The organism is Streptomyces sp. NPDC058534 (genome assembly GCF_042717365.1).
In the GTDB taxonomy this organism is placed as follows: Bacteria; Actinomycetota; Actinomycetes; order Streptomycetales; family Streptomycetaceae; genus Streptomyces.
The window spans coordinates 103153-119613 of the sequence record NZ_JBHXNW010000018.1; the positions used below are offsets into that span (position 1 = coordinate 103153).

General features: G+C 72.6%; 18 protein-coding genes, 2 pseudogenes and 1 riboswitch. Of the genes and pseudogenes, 11 read left to right on the plus strand and 9 right to left on the minus strand.

Going from position 1 to position 16461, the window contains the following annotated elements; all coding sequences use genetic code 11:
- The first annotated feature begins 87 nt into the window (after positions 1-87).
- Genes ACFWR9_RS14170 through ACFWR9_RS14185 form a run of 4 tightly spaced genes read left to right on the plus strand, consistent with a single transcriptional unit; the run spans position 88 to position 3881 of the window.
- The gene (locus ACFWR9_RS14170) at positions 88-840 is read left to right on the plus strand and encodes a methyltransferase (RefSeq protein WP_383840662.1); all 753 of its coding nucleotides are present in this window, start codon (positions 88-90) and stop codon (positions 838-840) included.
- A complete protein-coding gene (locus tag ACFWR9_RS14175) occupies positions 837-1646 on the plus strand; it encodes a Rossmann-like domain-containing protein (RefSeq protein WP_383840665.1) in 810 nt (269 codons plus the stop codon). The genes ACFWR9_RS14170 and ACFWR9_RS14175 overlap by 4 nt, the downstream gene beginning before the upstream one ends.
- On the plus strand, positions 1643-2860 hold the full coding sequence (locus tag ACFWR9_RS14180) for a GHMP kinase (protein ID WP_383840668.1): 1218 nt from the start codon (positions 1643-1645) through the stop codon (positions 2858-2860). The genes ACFWR9_RS14175 and ACFWR9_RS14180 overlap by 4 nt, the downstream gene beginning before the upstream one ends.
- Entirely contained in the window at positions 2781-3881 is a 1101-nt protein-coding gene (locus tag ACFWR9_RS14185; RefSeq protein ID WP_383840671.1) for a pyridoxal-phosphate dependent enzyme, read from the plus strand. Before ACFWR9_RS14180 ends, ACFWR9_RS14185 begins: the two co-directional genes overlap by 80 nt.
- On the opposite strand, the gene ACFWR9_RS14190 is transcribed toward ACFWR9_RS14185, so the two are convergent.
- On the minus strand, positions 3838-4194 hold the full coding sequence (locus ACFWR9_RS14190) for a VOC family protein (protein WP_383840674.1): 357 nt from the start codon (positions 4192-4194) through the stop codon (positions 3838-3840). The two genes, ACFWR9_RS14185 and ACFWR9_RS14190, sit on opposite strands and share 44 nt — an antisense overlap.
- Positions 4195-4196: 2 nt before the next feature.
- Entirely contained in the window at positions 4197-4865 is a 669-nt protein-coding gene (locus ACFWR9_RS14195) for a DUF4097 family beta strand repeat-containing protein (protein ID WP_383840677.1), read from the minus strand.
- A 225-nt stretch (positions 4866-5090) separates the two neighbouring features.
- Here ACFWR9_RS14195 and ACFWR9_RS14200 point away from each other — a divergent pair, with 225 nt between their 5' ends.
- The 3 genes and pseudogenes from ACFWR9_RS14200 to ACFWR9_RS14210 form a co-directional block, all read left to right on the plus strand.
- Complete coding sequence (locus ACFWR9_RS14200) at positions 5091-5843, plus strand: helix-turn-helix domain-containing protein (protein ID WP_383840680.1); 753 nt, start codon at positions 5091-5093, stop codon at positions 5841-5843.
- Between the two features lie 98 nt (positions 5844-5941).
- Positions 5942-6616 carry a TetR/AcrR family transcriptional regulator gene (locus ACFWR9_RS14205; RefSeq protein ID WP_383840683.1) on the plus strand — a complete coding sequence of 225 codons (675 nt, stop codon included), beginning with the start codon at positions 5942-5944 and terminating at the stop codon, positions 6614-6616.
- 338 nt (positions 6617-6954) lie between these two features.
- A pseudogene (locus tag ACFWR9_RS14210) lies at positions 6955-7419 on the plus strand (MFS transporter); the annotation flags it as partial.
- 99 nt (positions 7420-7518) lie between these two features.
- Here ACFWR9_RS14210 and tnpA read toward each other — a convergent pair.
- A complete protein-coding gene (tnpA, locus tag ACFWR9_RS14215; RefSeq protein ID WP_383840687.1) occupies positions 7519-7905 on the minus strand; it encodes an IS200/IS605 family transposase in 387 nt (128 codons plus the stop codon).
- Between the two features lie 96 nt (positions 7906-8001).
- On the opposite strand from tnpA, the gene ACFWR9_RS14220 reads away from it, so the two are divergent.
- Together ACFWR9_RS14220 and ACFWR9_RS14225 are read left to right on the plus strand one after the other, a co-directional pair.
- On the plus strand, positions 8002-9282 hold the full coding sequence (locus tag ACFWR9_RS14220) for an RNA-guided endonuclease InsQ/TnpB family protein (protein ID WP_383840690.1): 1281 nt from the start codon (positions 8002-8004) through the stop codon (positions 9280-9282).
- A 30-nt stretch (positions 9283-9312) separates the two neighbouring features.
- Positions 9313-10065: pseudogene (locus ACFWR9_RS14225) on the plus strand (MFS transporter); the annotation flags it as partial.
- 28 nt (positions 10066-10093) lie between these two features.
- Here ACFWR9_RS14225 and ACFWR9_RS14230 read toward each other — a convergent pair.
- The 6 genes from ACFWR9_RS14230 to ACFWR9_RS14255 form a co-directional block, all read right to left on the minus strand.
- Positions 10094-10942 carry an ATP-binding cassette domain-containing protein gene (locus tag ACFWR9_RS14230; protein WP_383840693.1) on the minus strand — a complete coding sequence of 283 codons (849 nt, stop codon included), beginning with the start codon at positions 10940-10942 and terminating at the stop codon, positions 10094-10096.
- A complete protein-coding gene (gene cbiQ, locus ACFWR9_RS14235) occupies positions 10939-11688 on the minus strand; it encodes a cobalt ECF transporter T component CbiQ (protein ID WP_361364830.1) in 750 nt (249 codons plus the stop codon). The genes ACFWR9_RS14230 and cbiQ overlap by 4 nt, the downstream gene beginning before the upstream one ends.
- Positions 11689-12024, minus strand: a complete 336-nt coding sequence (locus tag ACFWR9_RS14240) for an energy-coupling factor ABC transporter substrate-binding protein (protein WP_383840697.1) — start codon at positions 12022-12024, stop codon at positions 11689-11691.
- Positions 12021-12728, minus strand: a complete 708-nt coding sequence (locus ACFWR9_RS14245; RefSeq protein ID WP_383840700.1) for an energy-coupling factor ABC transporter permease — start codon at positions 12726-12728, stop codon at positions 12021-12023. The genes ACFWR9_RS14240 and ACFWR9_RS14245 overlap by 4 nt, the downstream gene beginning before the upstream one ends.
- Before the next feature lie 29 nt (positions 12729-12757).
- Positions 12758-13118, minus strand: a riboswitch (cobalamin riboswitch).
- Between the two features lie 88 nt (positions 13119-13206).
- Positions 13207-13752 carry a potassium channel family protein gene (locus ACFWR9_RS14250; protein ID WP_383840703.1) on the minus strand — a complete coding sequence of 182 codons (546 nt, stop codon included), beginning with the start codon at positions 13750-13752 and terminating at the stop codon, positions 13207-13209.
- Positions 13749-15041, minus strand: a complete 1293-nt coding sequence (locus ACFWR9_RS14255; RefSeq protein ID WP_383840723.1) for a chloride channel protein — start codon at positions 15039-15041, stop codon at positions 13749-13751. Before ACFWR9_RS14255 ends, ACFWR9_RS14250 begins: the two co-directional genes overlap by 4 nt.
- 272 nt (positions 15042-15313) lie before the next feature.
- On the opposite strand from ACFWR9_RS14255, the gene ACFWR9_RS14260 reads away from it, so the two are divergent.
- On the plus strand, positions 15314-15778 hold the full coding sequence (locus tag ACFWR9_RS14260; protein WP_383840706.1) for a hypothetical protein: 465 nt from the start codon (positions 15314-15316) through the stop codon (positions 15776-15778).
- Between the two features lie 99 nt (positions 15779-15877).
- The gene (locus ACFWR9_RS14265) at positions 15878-16270 is read left to right on the plus strand and encodes a cell division protein SepF (RefSeq protein WP_383840709.1); all 393 of its coding nucleotides are present in this window, start codon (positions 15878-15880) and stop codon (positions 16268-16270) included.
- Positions 16271-16461: the final 191 nt, after the last annotated feature.

Consider the following 16461-nt stretch of genomic DNA (forward strand, 5'->3'; position numbering starts at 1 on the left):
CCTGCCGGGGTGCTCGGCACGGGCTCCCGACGGACACGTCCCGACCCCCTGCCCAGAACACCGTTCCCGCGAGCCCGAGGAGCCCATGTGGACCTGACCGCAACCGGACCCGCCCTCCTGGACCAGCTGCCCCCGCCCTTGGCCGGCGACCGGATCATCGCCCTCAACCAGCCGAAGGGCGACCTGCACACCACCCGTGCCTACGAGTGGAACGGCTGGACGTTCGACGTCCCGCCCGGTGTCTTCATACCCGGCTGGACCAGCCGCCTGATCCACGAGCGGCTGCTCGACGGCCGCATCGAGACACGGCACCGCCGCTACGCCGCCATGGGTGTGGGCCTCGGTGTCGAGGCGGTGGCCGCCGCCCACCGCGGTGCCCGCGAGATCCACGCGATCGACGTGCATCCCGAGAGCGTCGCCGCCGCCACTCGCCACTACGCGCGCATCGTCGGTGAGTGCCCGGACACCGCCTTCCTGCCGGTGGTCGGCGACATCTTCGACGGCGTACCGGGGGGCCTCGGACTGGACGTCATCACCTTCAACCCGCCCGCCGTCAGCCGGACCGTCAGCGACGACCCCGACGTCGTACGCAACGTCTGCGTGGGCGCGCCGCTGCTGGCGAAGTTCTTCGCCCAGGTCGCGGAGAAGCACCTGCTCGCCCCCGGCGGCGAGATCTTCGTCATCGCCTCCAACACCGCGGATCTGCGCGGCATCGTCCAGCACGCCCTGGACCACGGGTTCCACCCGGAGACGGAGTACTTCCACGACTGGGGGGACGGCGTACTGACCTTCCTGTTCCGCATCACCCGTGACATCCCCGGCGCCGGAGGGCAGGCATGAAGAACACCGAGGACCTCCTGGCCGCCGTCCTGGCGGGCGAACTCGGCCCGCGTCCCGCCGGGCTCGTGGCCACCAGCGTGTTCTGGATCCACCACGGCACGCGGCTGGCCGGCGGCGACACCACGTATCTCAACCAGTACGTCCTCGTCCGCGTCGGCGGCTCCTTCGGGGGGTGTGCCTTCGAGGCCGGCGAGGTCGACCCCTCCCTGTGCCGTGACGCCTCCGGTTCCCCCCTCGACTCGCTCCTGCGCGAGGCGCCCCGCCCGCTGCGGATCGCCGCACTCGACGCCTACCTCTCCGAAGCCGGCCCGCACCGGGGGGCCGCCGGGGCCGAACCGGTCGTCCTGCCCGCCGGGACGCCCGAGGTCCGGGCGCGGGCCCGGGACGCGGCCATCGCCGGACTGCTGGACACCCGCCCCGGTGCGCGGGTCGGGCTGATAGGCGTCGTCAATCCGCTCGTCGCCGCCATCCGCGAGCGCGGCGGCACCCCCCTGCTCTGCGACTTCAACCTCCGCACCACCCAGTGGGGCGACCGGGTCACCGACGACATGCACGAGGTCCTCGACACCGCCGAGGCCGTGATCGCCACCGGCATGACCCTCAGCAACGGCACCTTCGACACCGTCCTGGAACGCTGCCGCGAACGGGACGTGCCCCTCGTGGTCTACGCGCAGACCGGCAGCGCCGTGGCCCGCGCGTTCCTCGGCGCGGGGGTGACCGCCCTGTCCGCGGAGCCCTTCCCCTTTTCCCAGTTCAGCGCGGAGCCCACGACGCTGTACCGCTACCGGGCGGCGGACGGCGCATGACGGCGACCGCCCCGCAGACCACCACCCGACGCGCCACCACCCGACGCGCCACCACCGACGCGGGCCCACGCGACGCGGGCCCACGCGACGCGGGCCCACGCGACGCGGGCCCTCGCGACGCCGTCGGCACCGGACACGCCGCCTGTCACCACGGCGAGATCCTCCAAGGCGTCTTCCTGGACGGGCGCGGCCGCCGCTGCCAGGCGCTGGTCACCCTGCCGATGAACGGGCCCGGCAGCACTGCCCACTTCACGCGCCGGACCGGCACCCCGCCCGACGACGTGCGCGTGACGCCCGCCGGACGTACCAAGGCGCGGGCGGCGGCCGTCCTCGCGCTCCGGGAGTGCGCCGCACGCCTGCCCGCGGCGCCCTGCGGCGGAGTACTGACGTTGACCGGAGACATCCCCGTGGGGCTGGGCATGGGCTCCTCCACGAGCGACGTCATCGCCACCGTGCGTGCGGTCGCCGACGCGTGGGGCGTACGGCTGCCGCCCCGGACGATCGCCGGGCTGGCGGTCCGGGCCGAGGGTGCCAGCGATCCGCTGATGCTCGCCCCGGGCCCGCCGCTGCTCTTCGCGCAGCGCGAGGGCCGCACCCTCGAAGCCCTGGGCCCCGCACTTCCGCCCGCCGTCGTGCTGGGCTGTGCCCTGGGCGGTGGCGCCCCCGTGGACACCCTCGCCCTGCCCGCCCCCGCGTACGACGCCCGCGACCTCGACACCTACGAGCACCTGCGCCGTATGCTGCGGCGAGCGGTGACCGACGGCGACTCCGCCCTGCTGGGACGGGTCAGCACCGCCAGCGCCCGCCTCGGTCAACGCCGCCTCACGCACGCGGAGTTCCCGGTCCTCACCCGCATCGCGGACCGGGTCGGCGCCGTCGGCGTGCAGATCGCCCACAGCGGCAACGTGGCCGGCGTCCTCTTCGACCCCCGAGCCCCCGGCCTGAACGCCCGGCTGCACCGCTGCGCGCGGGATCTGGAACGCGAGGGCGTCACCCCCACCCGCGTCTTCACCACTCACCCGAGCCCGACAAGCGCTGCAAGCCCTCCAGGGCCTGCAAGCCCTCCAGGGCCTGCAAGCCCTACAAGCCTCACAAGTCCCACAAGCCCCTCGACCTCGAGTGAGGACTCCTCCCGTGGACGCGCACATCTCGGAAGCCATCGGCCGACCGGACCTGATACGTCTCGACGACGGACTCGTCTGCCTGCGGTTTGAGACGATGAAGGTCGTCTCCGCCCTGGCCGCCGTACGCCATCTGCTCGACACCGGCGCGGTACGGCGCGGCGACACCCTCGTGGACAGCTCCAGCGGGATCTACGCCTACGCCCTCGCGCTGGCCTGTCACCGCTACGGCATGCGCTGCCACATCGTCGGCTCCACCACCGTCGACCACACCCTGCGCACCCAACTCGCCGTGCTGGGCGCGCGTCTGGAGCAGATGGAGCCCAGCGCGAACCTGAAGCTCGACCAGAGCCGCCGGGTCGCGCGGGTCCGGGAGATCCTGCGCGACCACCCGGAGTACCACTGGATGCGCCAGTACCACGACGACATCCACTACCTCGGCTACGAGGCCGTCGCCGAACGGATCCACGCCGAGGCCGGTACGCGGGCGCTGACCCTCGTGGGCGGCGTGGGTTCCGGGGCCTCCACCGGCGCGCTCGCCCAGTACCTGCGCAAACGCTCGTCCAGTGTGCGGCTCGTCGGCGTCCAGCCCTACGGCAGCGTCACCTTCGGCAGTGAGCACGTCCTGGACCCGGAGATCATCATCGCCGGCATCGGCAGCTCCATACCGTTCGGCAACGTGCGCCACGACCTGTACGACACGGTCCACTGGCTCGCCTTCGACGCAGCCCGTGCGGGGAGCGTCGACCTGCTGCACCGGCACGCCGTCTTCGCCGGCCTGTCCACCGGCGCCGCCTACCTCGCCGCCCGCTGGGAACGCCGCGTCGAGCCCGGGAGAGCGACCGTGTTCATCGCCGCCGACACCGGTCACCGGTACGTCGACACCGTGTTCACCCGCCACCACGAGGCCGCCTCCGTCGAGGAGTTGGCGCCCCGTCCGGTGGCCTCCCCGGACCACCTCGCCATGCCGTGGTCGCGCATGGAGTGGAACGGTTCGCCCGCGCCCCGGAGCGCGGTCCCGGGCGGTGGGAAAGCCGTGCGCGAGGAACCCGACCCGCCGGCGGCCGGGCTCAGCCCTTCACGATGCAGAACGGATGCCCGGCGGGATCGGTGAGGACCCGCCATCTCTCCTCGTTCGGCTGGTGGTCCGGCCTGCCCGCCCCCAGCCCCAGCAACCGGGCCTCCGCCTCGTCCAGGTCGTCGACCCCGAAGTCGAGGTGGAGCTGCTGGGGGACGGTCTGGTCCGGCCAGCGCGGAGCCCGGTGGCCGTCGACCCGCTGGAAGCCGATGAAGAGACCGTCCGCGCAGGTGAGTCCGGCGAACTCGGCGTTGGACTCCGGGTGGGGTTCGAGGCCGGCGGCCTCCTGGTAGAAGGCCGCCAGGGCCGACGGATCAGGGCAGTCCAGTGTGATCGCGCGCAACCTCATCGTCACAGGCTACGTGCGCTGATGTCCCCGTAGGACGTGGTCGCCCGGATGTGCAGGGCGGTGCTGTCGCCGGTGTTCTTCAGGGCGTTGTGGACCCGGCCGTAGGACGTGCCGGCGTCCAGGGAGGCGGAGACTCCGCGGGCGGCGCCGATCGACACGTCGCCGGACTCGGTGCTCAGCTCGACCGTGCCGCTCAGCGCCTCGGCGACGCGGATGTCGCCCTTCTGCGTGCCGAGCCGCGCGTCGTCGCCCAGCCGGCCCACCGTGACGTCGCCGGCGAGGAGGATGAGGCGGGCGCTCGCGGCCTCGTCGAGCTTGACCGAGCCCTTCGCCCCCTCGAAGTCGACGTCTCCGAGCCGCCCGACGCCACGGAACTCGGCGTCGGCCGCCTTCGCCTCGACGCGGGACCCGGCGGGCAGCTGGACCGTCACCTCTATGGCGCCGGAGCTGCCGAGGACCCGGTTCTTCGCCGGTGCGGCCGCGATCCGCAGCACGCCGTCGCCGTACGCCACCGTGGCCTGCTCCGCCGCCTGCACGTCGGTGCCCTTCGAGGCGTCCGCGGGCAGGACCTCGACCGCGGTGTCGACCCGGTCGGCGGCGATGAGGCGGATACGGCCCGCGGGGACGTCGAGGAGGACCGAGACCGGGGCGGGGGTGTCGAAGGTCTGCATCGTTGCGCTCCTTGGCTTCGTCGTTTCTGTTGATGGAAACGCTACGTTGCGTTCGTGGAGTGTGCAATGCATTCGTTGCATGCGATGAGAGAGTTAGCAGCTCAAGGCAGTAAAAGTGTTGCAATGGGATGATGGATAATGCAACGTTCGCTAGTGTTCCGTTGCAATGGAATGACCGCGAACGCTATACTTCCGACCGCGCCACGGAACACAAGGGAGGCCGCGATGCCGGGAGGCAGACTCACCCAGGAGGAACGTCAGCAGATCGCGCTGGGGGTGGCCGACGGCCTCGCCTACGCGGAGATCGCCAGACGGCTCGACCGCCCGACCTCGACCGTCACGCGCGAGGTCATGCGCAACGGCGGCCCCACCGCCTACCGCGCCGACCTCGCCCACCGTGCCACCGAACGCCGCGCCCACCGCCGCAGGCAGGCCGCGCCCCGGGCCGTCGAGGCGACGTCGGCGGCCGGCGGGCGGGACGCCGAGGCGCTGCGGGAGTTCGAGGAGGTCTTCACCACCGTCCTCATGCAGTCCGGTCTGGCCAAGATGATGTCCCGGGTACTGGTCTGCCTGACCACCACCGACTCGGGCAGTCTCACCGCCGCCGAACTCGTCGAGCGCCTCCAGGTCAGCCCGGCGTCGGTGTCCAAGGCCGTGGCGTTCCTCGAGAGCCAGAGCCTCGTCCGCCGGGAGCGCGACGAACGCCGCCGCGAGCGCTACGTCGTCGACGACGACATCTGGTACCAGTCGATGATGGCCAGCGCCCGCGGTACCGTCCAACTCGTCGAGACCGCGCGGCAGGGCGTCGGCGTCCTCGGCCCCGGCACTCCCGCCGGGGTCCGCCTGGAGAACGTCGCCCGGTTCCTCGACTTCGTCTCCGAGGGCATCGCCCGCGCCGCCGAGCAGGCCCGCGACATCCTCTACGTGAAGGCCGAGACGCCCTCCGGTGACAGCGCGGGGCCGGCCGAGGAGCGCTGACGATCGGCGGCCACGCTCCCGAGTACGCCACGTGCCAGAATGGAATCTTCGTCACTCCCGCCGTCCCACCGCCCCCGCAACGCCGCCCCGAGGTTGCCGTGTCCAAGCCCGTCGCCCGTGAGCCGCAGCGACGCAACGCGCGGTCCAACCGGGCGCGCCTCCTGGCCACGGCCCGCCGGGAGCTGGGGCGGAACCCGGACACCACCCTGGAGGAGCTCGCCCGCGCCGCCGGTGTCGTACGGCGTACGCTCTTCGGCCACTTCCCGGGACGCGCGGCGCTGCTTGAGGTCCTCGCCGAGGAGGCGTCCGAGGTGCTGCGCGGCGCGATGGCGGCCGGGGCGGAGCGGGTGGGGCCCGGCGAACCGGCCGACCGGGCGCTCGCGCACTTCGTGCTGCTGATGTGGCCCGTGGGCGACCGCTACCGGATGCTCCTCGCGCTGGCCCGGCACGACCTGGGCGTGGAGCGCGTCGCCGAGATCCTGGCCCCGGCCCGTGCCGAGGTCACCGCCATCCTGGAGCGCGGCCGGCGGGACGGCGTCTTCCCCGGGCATCTGCCGCCGGCCGTGCTGAGCGCCGGACTGGAGGCGATGACCGTCGCCCTCCTGGAGCAGGTCAACACCGGGGCCCTGGAGGACGACGGCACCCGCGCCGCCGTCGCCACGCTCATCGCGGCCGGCGTGCCCCAGCGCCGGGCACGCACGGTGGTCACGGAGGCCGGCCCGGCACCCGTGCCGGCGGAGTCGGTCCCGGGGGAGTCGGTCCCGGGTGTGTAGGTCACCGGCCGTGCCCGCGGAGTTCGTCCCGGGTGTGTAGGTCACCGGCCGTGCCCGCCGAGTCCGTCCCCGCCGAGTCCGTCAGCGGCCGCGCCCCGGCCTCGTCACCCCGGCGGGTCCTCCGCCGCCCGCCGCCTCCGCCGCTGCCCCGCTTCCCACTCCCGCCACGACCAGCGCGGCCACGGCCGCACCCGTGCCGTCGTCCTCCCAGGTTCCCGACCGCGCGCAGCCCAGCAGCGCCAGCAGGTGCGCCTCCAGGGCCGCCCCGAGGACCCCCGCCGGAACGCCGGTGTGGAAGACGCCCGCGCGCTGCCCGCGGACGATGATCGCGGCGACCGGCCGCGCTGATGCTGGTGCTCGGCGCGATCGGCGACAAGTACAGCCGCCGCGGTGCCCTGATCGCCGGCCTGGTGATCTTCGCGGGCGGTTCGGTGATGGGCAGCCTGGTCGAGGAGACGGGGCTGGTCATCGCGGCCCGTGCCGTCATGGGGGTGGGCGCCGCCGTCGTCATGCCGGCCACGCTGTCCCTGCTGGTCGCGGTCTTCCCCAAGGGTGAGCGGGCCCGTGCCATCACGGCCTGGACCGCCACCTCCGGACTCGCCATCGCGGTCGGTCCGCTGGTCGCCGGCTGGCTCCTGGAGGACCACGCCTGGGCTTCCACCTTCCTGGTCAACGTCCCCATCGCGGTCCTCGCGGTCGTCGGCGCGCTGCTCCTCGTACCGCCGTCCAAGGCGGCCGGCATGGGCCGGATCGACTATGTGGGCGGTCTGCTCTCCATCGTGTCCGTCGGCAGCCTGGTCTACCTCTGGTCTTGCGCAGTGCTCCGTCCAGGGCGGAGGTGAGGCGCGTCCTTGGGCCGGAGGCGCGAAGCGCCGGAGTTCTCTGCGCCTTCGTGGTGACGGTCAGACGGGGCGCCGCTGGTTTTCGATGTACTGGCGGACGACGGTGAGCGGTGCGCCGCCGCATGATCCGGCGAAGTAGGAGCCGGACCAGAAGTGTCCGCCCCACAGGTACCGGCGGACGTGGCTGTCGTACTCTCCCCCAGCCTTCGGCCGGGAGGTGCCCCCAGGCGGAGTCTGCGGGAGCTGACGCCCTTGAGGGAGTTGACCAGCTTGGAGAGCTGGACCTTGGGCGGGGTAGTGCACGAGCAGGTGGACGTGGTCCTGTTCGCCGTTGAACTGCTTCATCTCGGCCTCGAAGTCGGCGCAGACCTCCCGCATGATCTCTTCAGTGCGGGTCAGCACGGCGTCGGTGAGCGCGTTCCGCCTGTACTTGGTGACAAAGACCAAGTGAACGTGCAGGTTGCAAACAACATGGCGACCAGTTCTGACATCAGGATTCGGGTTCCCAGCGGGGTGACATAAACCAATGCTAGCCTCTCGATTGTGAGTCAAGACACCCTGGTCAAGCGGCAGTTCGGGCACCGAGCCCGACTCGCACTGTCGCCCGCCGAGGTGTCGAAGACCGATGCTCAGGCACACGCCGCCCGCACGGTGTGGAACTGCCTGCACGCGTGCTGGCAGATGATGCCGAAGGAGAAGCGGACACTCGCGAACGCGGACGCCGCGATCCGGCAAGCCCGTCAGGACATCGACTTCCTGGCGGTTCTCCCCGCCCAGGCCGCACAAGCGGTCCTCAAGACCTACTTCCGGGCGTGGAAGAACTGCTGGGACGGGCGGGCGGACGCACCGAACTTCAAGGGCCGGTTCCGGTCGGTGATGTCGGTGGACGTACCGCAGGGCCGGGACCTGAACATCGTCCGCGTGCACCGCCGCTGGGGCATGGCCAACATTCCCAGGGTGGGCCGGATCCGCTTCCGCTGGACCAAAGACCTGCCCGTCGGCAAGCGCAGCAACCCGGAGAACCGGATCACCGGGGCCCGGCTCGTCAAAGACGCCCTCGGATGGCACATCGCCTTCCGCGTCCAGACCCTTGAGAACAAGCCCGAACCCCACACCGGCCCTGAAGTCGGCATCGACGTCGGAATCAACGTACCCATCGCCCTCTCCGACGGCGAAACCTACGAGCACGGCACGTGGCTGACCGCCAAGGAGAAGGCACGGCTCCTGCACCTGGAGCAGCGCGCCGCCCAGCGTAAGCGGCACCGTAAGCCCGGCGAGCGCACCAGCCGCCGGTTGCACCACACCTATGACCAGATCGCAGGACTGCGCGCGAAAGCCAAGCGCCGGGCCTTGGACTGGCAACACCGGACGACCACCGCCATCGCCCGCACCTACGGCACGATCGTGGTCGAAGCACTCACCATCACGAACATGGTCAAATCCGCCAGGGGAACCCCCGAGGCACCGGGGACGAACGTCGCCCAGAAGTCCGGGCTGAACCGCTCCGTCAACCAGGAGGCATGGGGCCGCACGGTCACCCTGCTGATTTACAAGACCGCCCAGCATGGTGGCACCCTGCACAAGGTCCCCGCACCCGGCACCTCCCGGCGCTGCTCGGCGTGCGGTATCACCACGCCCGGCAGCCGCGAGTCCCAGGCCGTGTTCGTGTGCAAGAACCCGGACTGCGGCTGGTCGGGCAACGCCGACCACAACGCGGCCCGGAACGTCTTGCACCTGTACCGGACGGGCCTCGCGCTCATCCCGGCTGCCGGGAGGGCAGTCGTCAGGCGCGCCAAGCGCGTCAAGCCCGCTACCGCAAGGTAAGCAGGAATCTCCCGGCCTTCAGCCGGGAGAGCACTTCAATACGCCACGCAGTTCCTCCAGTTCGTGCTCGGCTTCGGCGCGCTGGAGACCGGCGTACGGCTGCTGCCGCTGGCCGGGGCCGTGTTCGTCGGCGCCGCGGTGACCGGGCGGCTCACCCCGAAGCTGGGGGTGAAGGCCATGGTCGGGTCCGGCATGGCGATCGGCACGGCCGGTGTCTTCCTGCTGGTCCTGATCGACCAGGGCTCCACCTACGCCGACTTCCTCGCCCCGATGCTGCTGCTCGGCCTCGCGATCGGCCTCAGCGTCTCCCCGGCCACCGACACCATCATGGGCTCCTTCCCGGAGAACGAACTGGGCGTCGGCGGCGGCGCCAACGACACCGCGCTGGAACTCGGCGGCTCGCTGGGCATCGCCGTCCTCGGCTCCCTCCTCGGCACCGCCTACCGCGACGAGTTGGCCGGCCTGGTGGGCGACCGGCTCCCGGCCGCCGCGCTGGACACCGCCCAGGACTCCGTGGGCGGCGGACTGGCGGTCGCCCAGCGGCTCGCCACCGACCCGGCCGCCGGGCCCGAGCAGGCGCAGGCCCTCACCGACGCCGTCAACCGGGCCTTCGCCCACGGCGTCTCGACGACCAGCCTCGTCGGCGGCGTCATCATGGCCGCCGGCACCCTCATCGTCCTGGTCGTCCTGCCCGGCCGCCGGCGCGGTGGTGCCGAGGACCGTCCCGAGGGCGAGCCGACGGCGGCCACCCCCGAACCGGAGCACAGCGACTCCGCGCGGTGAACCCGGGCCGCCCCGGCCGGCGCACGCGTCAGTCGGCCAGGGCGGCCAGCTCCTCCGGGGTGCGCGGTCCGGCCGCCGTCTCCGTCAACAGACCGCGCGCCCGCAGCAGTCCGGCCGCCGCGACGCCCCAGGGCAGCCGCAGCCCCGCCTGCCGCAGCAGATCCGTGCGGGCCAGCGTCGCGGCCGTCGGGCCGGTGCGCACGCCGTCCGGGGTGAGCAGCGCGGCGTCGTCCGACCAGCGCAGGGCGAGGTCGACGTCGTGGGTGGCCATCACCACCGTGGTGCCGCCCGCGCGGAGCCGGTCCAGGGTGGCGAGCAGCCGCTCCTGGCCGTCCGGATCGAGCCCGGCGGTCGGTTCGTCCAGGATCAGCACCCGGGGCCGCATCGCGACCGCCCCCGCGATCGCCGTCCGCTTGCGCTGCCCGTACGACAGCAGATGGGTCGGCCGGTCGGCCAGCGCCCCGATGTCCAGTGCGGCGAGCGCCTCGTCGACCCGCGACCGGACCTCCGCGTCCGGCAGGCCCAGGTTCAACGGCCCGAAGGACACGTCCTGCCCCACCGAGGCCGCGAACAGCTGGTCGTCCGGATCCTGCACCACCAACTGCACCGTGGTCCGCAGCCGGGTCAGCCCCTTGCGGTCGTACGCCACCGGCTCCCCGTCGAGCGTCAACGTCCCCGCACGCGGTCGGAGTCCGCCGCTGAGCAGCCGCATCAGCGTGGTCTTGCCGCTGCCGTTGCGGCCAAGGAGCGCCAGCGCCCGCCCCTCGCACACCGAGAAGTCCAGCCCCGTCAGCACGTCCGGGCCCTCCTCGTAGGCGAAGGCCACACCCCGCAGAGCTACCAGCGCCTCCGCCGTCGCCTCGCTCGTCCCACTCACGACAGCGGCCCTTCCAGTACGAGGGTGAGGGCGGCCAGCGCCGCCAGCAGCGCGCCGCTCGCCGCCGTGAAGGCGACCGAGACGCGGGCCTCGGGCACCAGGACCCGCAGGGTGCCGTCGTAACCGCGGCCGGCCAGCCCGGACTGGAGCCGTGCCGCCCGGTCGAAGGCCCGCACGAACGCCGTGGCGCCGAGACCGCCGAGCGAACGCCAGGTCGCGGCCCGGGTGGTGTGCCCCAGCCGCGCGGCCTGCGCCTCCCGGATGCGACGCACCGAGTCCAGCAGCAGGAAACTCATCCGGTACGTCACCAGCGCCACGTCCACGACCGGTGCGGGCACCCCCGCCCGCACCAGCCGGGGCAGCAGGTCCGACATCGGCGTGGTGAACGCGAACAGCAGCACCCCGAGCGAGGCCGCCGAGGTCCGCAGCAGCAGCTCACCGGCGCGCACCGGCCCACCCTGAGCCACCGTCAGGAACCCGTCCGCGCCCCCGACCTGGACCAGCAGCGGCAGCGCGCCCGTCACACAGAAACCCAACGGCACCCGGTACGCCCGCCACAGCCGGCGCCCGGGCACGCCCGCCGGGCCGAGCAGCACCGCAAGCGCCGTCACCAGCACCAGCGCCGCGCCCGGCCAGGGCGGCAGCGAGATCGCGAGCACGGTCAGCCCCAGTCCGAGTACGGCCTTGTCCACGGGATGGCGGCGGCGCCACCGACTGCTGTGCGCCGCGGCGTCGATCGGCAGCACTCAGTTCCCTTCGGGAGCATCCCGCAGTGCCGCCGCCCGCTCCTCGCCCTGCCGCCGGCCCCGGCGTACACCGAAGTAGTACGCCAGCACGCCCGCGCCGAGCGCGGCCTGCACCGCGAACAGCGCCGACTCGATCTCCCCGGACGGCGGTTCGTACAGTGGCGAGAACCACGGCTCGTAGTCCGGCTCGATCTCCGTGATCGCCGTCTCCGCCTCCGCGTCCGCGCCGGCGAACGGCTCCTCCTTGTGGTCGCCGAGCCCGAGTACCAGCGGCAGCACCGCGAGCGCGGCCACGGCGAGCAGCAACAGGGCGTTGATCTTCGCGTTGCGGGTCATCGGGCCACCGCCTCCTGCTCGTCGGACGTGGTCTTGCCCGACCTGGTGAGCAGCACGCCCAGCCGGGTCAGTTCACCCTTGCTGGACTGCACCAGCAGCCGCATCACGATCACCGTGAGCAGGCCCTCGCTGACCGCGAGCGGGATCTGCGTGACGGCGAAGATGGACCCGAACTTGCCGAGCGCGCCGACGAATCCGCTGCTCGGGTCGGGGAAGGCCAGCGCCAGCTGGACGCTGGTCACGCAGTAGGTGGACAGGTCGGCGACGAACGCCCCGAAGAACACGGCGACCATCAGCGGCACGTCGCAGCGGCGCAGCAGCCGGTAGACGCCGTACCCGGCCCAGGGGCCGACGATCGCCATGGAGAAGACGTTGGCGCCGAGCGTGGTCAGCCCGCCGTGGGCGAGCAGCAGCGCCTGGAAGAGCAGGGTGATGGTGCCCAGTACCGCCATGATCGGCGGCCGGAAGAGGATGGCGCCCAGACCGGTGCCGGTCGGATGGGAGCAGCTTCCGGTGACGGAGGGCAGTTTCAGGGCCGACAGGACGAACGTGAAGGCACCGGAGGCGCCGAGGAGCAGCGTGCTCTCCGGGTGCTCCCTGACCTCACGGGTGAGTGACCGGACTCCGTGGACGACGAACGGCGCGGACGCGACACCCCAGGCGATCGCGTGCGCCGGTGGCAGAAAGCCCTCGGCTATGTGCATGGCTCAGCAGACCCTCTCCAGCACCTCGTGGATGGACGACGCGCCTTGGCCGGTCTCCTGGCTGACGGGTACCGCTGTCCGAGCAACGCCTTCCCGGGTTAGGCCCTGTCGTCGGACTCCCGTCTGCCTCGCGGCGCCATGCACGCACTCTCGCCGCACCGGGCCCTGACCCAAGTACATCCAGTACGAGGCTCAGGGCCCGGCACGCCGAGAGCACGCACCTGACACCGCGAGGCCCGCCCTCCGGGCGGACGACGGGAGTCCGACGACAGGGCCTAGAACCCAGTGGCTGCCCACAAGGGGCCGGAGCCGGACTTCCCGATTCACAGTGGCGAGGGCCGCACCGGCATCACACCGGATTTCCCGTTCACCAAGGCGTGGCGACAGTAGTGCTCCTACGGGGGTGGTGACAAGCGGGCCTCCTGTCGCGCGGACCCGGCCGGGGACCGGGCGGACAGGGCTCGGGGCTGCGGAAACGTCAGCCGGACCGGTCCCGTTCCGTGCGCCGGACCACCATGGCGCGCGCCCGCGTGCTGAGCGCGGTCGCGGCGGCCGTGAGGAAGACGAAGCTGTAGACGATCTGGAGCAGGGTCACGATCCGGGCCGACTGCCCGCGCGGGGTGATGTCCCCGTACCCGACCGTGGCGAGCGTGACCACCGTGAAGTAGAGCGCGTCGACGCGGGTGTGCAGGCCGGTGAACTCGCCGGGCTGCTTGGCGAGGGCGTAGTACGTGGCCGAGAAGACGTGCACGGACAGGATGATCAGCAGGGTGATGACCACACCGGGCCTGGTCTCGGGGCGGTCGACCAGGACGTGGTGGATCTGCCGGAGCAGCAGCGCGGCCACGGCACTCAGCAGCAGGGCGAACAGCACCCAGCTCAGCACGGGCCGGTGCGGGCCCAGATGGTCGAGGGGGAGCAGGAAGTAGGCCACGACCACGGCCACCGCGACACAGCCCCGTACGACCCAGGGCCGGGCGGTGCGCCAGGCGTTACGGGTCTGTACGGTCCGGCGCTCCGTCACCCGGTCGTTCCCGTCGTCGGGGCGTGGGCCGCTTCCGGTTCCGTGCGGCGCACCACCTGGGAGACGACGAAGGCGACGACCGACGCGGTGACGATCAGCGGCATCTGGTCGTACGCGTCCCCGCCCGTGAGCAGCACCGCCAGGACCGCGCTGGACAGCGGCAGCCCCGTCACCGCGGCCGCCGCGGCGGAGATGCCGAGGGCGAGCGCCGGGGTCACGCCGAAGCCGGGCAGCCCGGAGCAGGCCATGGCGGTGGCCGTGCCCAGCAGCACCGCCGGGAAGATCGGGCCGCCGCGCAGGCTACCAAGGGCGATGCCCCAGGCCAGCCCCTTGCACGCGACCAGGGCGATCAGCGCGCCCACCGGCCAGGCGTGCGGGTGGGCGGCGATCTGCGCGAGGGTGGCCTGGCCGGACAGCGCCGCCTCGGCCGGGGAGCGGCCGGTGATCAGCGCGTACGCGGCGACGCAGACCCCGACGGCCGTGGCGCAGACCACGGTGCGGACGGCCGTGTGCCGCCGGGTCCAGGAGACGGTGTGGTGCCCCAGCTCGCGGGCCAGCGTGATCAGCACGGCGATCAGCGCCGCCGTGGGGATGCCCCACAGGAAGTCACCGGCGTCCGGGTTGGCGGCCGGTGGTAAGTCGTGCAGGGCGAGCGCGCCGATCTTCAGGCCGGTCCACTGCCCGAAGCCGGTGAAGACCAGGGCGCCGGTGGCGCTGGCCAGCAGACAGGGCAGCAGCAGGACGACCAGTTGCGCCCCGGCCAGCCCCGCGCCCTCGATGAGCAGTACGGCCGCGGCCACCGGGCCGCCGAGGATCGTGGAGATCGCGGCGGTGGAACCGGCCGTGGCGAGGATGGCGCCGGCCCGCTGGTCGCCGCCCGTGCCCGTCCGCCGCACCGCCAGCAGCGCGAGCCCGCTGCCGACGGCCATGAGCGGGGCCTCGGGACCCAGCACCACACCTAGCGGCAGGGTGGCCAGCGCGGCCAGGACCGCTCCGGGCAGCGCCCGGGGACCGACGGGCGGCCCGCCCAGGCCGTTCACCGGCAGATGGCCGCCGCCGCCGGGCATCCGGGTCACGATCGGCGCCAGGACCAGCCCGGCCGGCACCAGCGCGGGCAGCGGCCACCACCAGGGCGGGGTGTCGTACCCGGCCGCCTCGGGCAGCGAGGTCCACACCCAGTGCTGCAACTGGTGCTGGAGGCCGACGAAGAAGAAGCAGGCCAGCGCGATCGGCACGCCCAGCAGTACGCACAGCAGCAACAGCCGCCGGTAGCCGGGGCTGAGCAGCATGTGCCGCAGCGACTGCTCGGCCCGGCCCGGGGCGGCGTTCGCCGGCGCCGGCCGACTCGTCACGTGCCCTCCTTCGTCCGCTCCGGCGGGTGCCGTTCAGTTAACGCGAGGGGGCGTGCGGTCGCATGCGCACGCCGGGCCGCCGTTCACCCGTCCGGGCGGACCCGCGTGGCCGGGGAGCCCCGCGCCCCGCAGGCTCGGAACGACCTGTCGGCGCCGTCGGCGCGGCGGGCCGAGGCCCCTCACGGGGACACGCAGAAAGGACTCCGTCCATGAGCCAGCACGCCGAACCCACACCCGGACGGCCGTCCCACGGCGGCGACGGCACCTGGTCCCAGCGCCCGGCCGACCGGTCGGGCGGCTGGGTGACCGGAGGCGTCGTCTTCGCGGGCGTACTGCTGCTGCTGAGCGGCGCCCTCGCCGTCCTCCAGGGCATCGCGGCCATCGCCGAGGACGACGTGTACGCCCGGATCGGCACGTACGTCTACGAGATGAGCCTCACCGGGTGGGGCATCATCCACGTCGTCCTCGGCGCCCTCGTCGCCGTCACCGGATACGGCCTGCTCAAGGACATGGCCTGGGCGCGGGTCGCGGGCATCGTCCTCGCCTCGCTGAGTCTGGTCGCCCAGTTCCTGTTCCTGCCGTACTCACCCGTCTGGTCCGTGATCATGATGGCGATCGACGTGTTCGTCATCTGGGCCCTGGCCAGCCGTCAGGACAGTGAGGCCCGGGTCTGACCGCCGGGGGGACCGTGTCGCAGTTGGGCCGAACGGGTGACTTGCCGTAAGAATTGGCTGGTGCAGGCAATTACGGCGAGCGGAATCGGGGGGGAGCCGGTGAACAGCCACGACGTCACCGATGAGCAGTGGGAGGGCCTCGCCCAGGTGGTTCCGTTGCGCGGACGCGACGCCTGGCCGTCGGCGGTCGGTCACCGGGCGATGCCCGAGGCGGAGACCGAGCGGCGCCGCCGGTTCGTCGTGATGCGGGTCAACGTGTTCGCGGACGCGCGCGAGGTCGCCGAGACGCTGATGGCGGGCATCCCCGTCCTGCTGGACCTGACCAGCGCCGAGGGCGAGGTCGCCAAGCGGGTCCTGGACTTCAGCACGGGCGTCGTCTTCGGCCTGGCCAGCGGGATGCATCGGGTCGACCGCAACGTCTTCCTGCTGAGCCCGGCGGGGACCGAGGTGAACGGGCTGATGGAGGGCGCCGTCGGGGCCCCCGGGGTGTGACGGTGCGGCCCGGCCCTGACGGAGCCGTCCCCCGATCGTAGGAACGCCTTGCGGGCGGAACGGTTCGCCGTACGGCGGAGTCCTACGGTCCGCATATGTTGCGTCCTGGAAGCTGGTCCAGGCCTGCGGGTGAGAGTCCCGTCCGGGTAGACACCGGAGTGCCCGGTAGCAGGCCCCGGTTCGTCATGGAG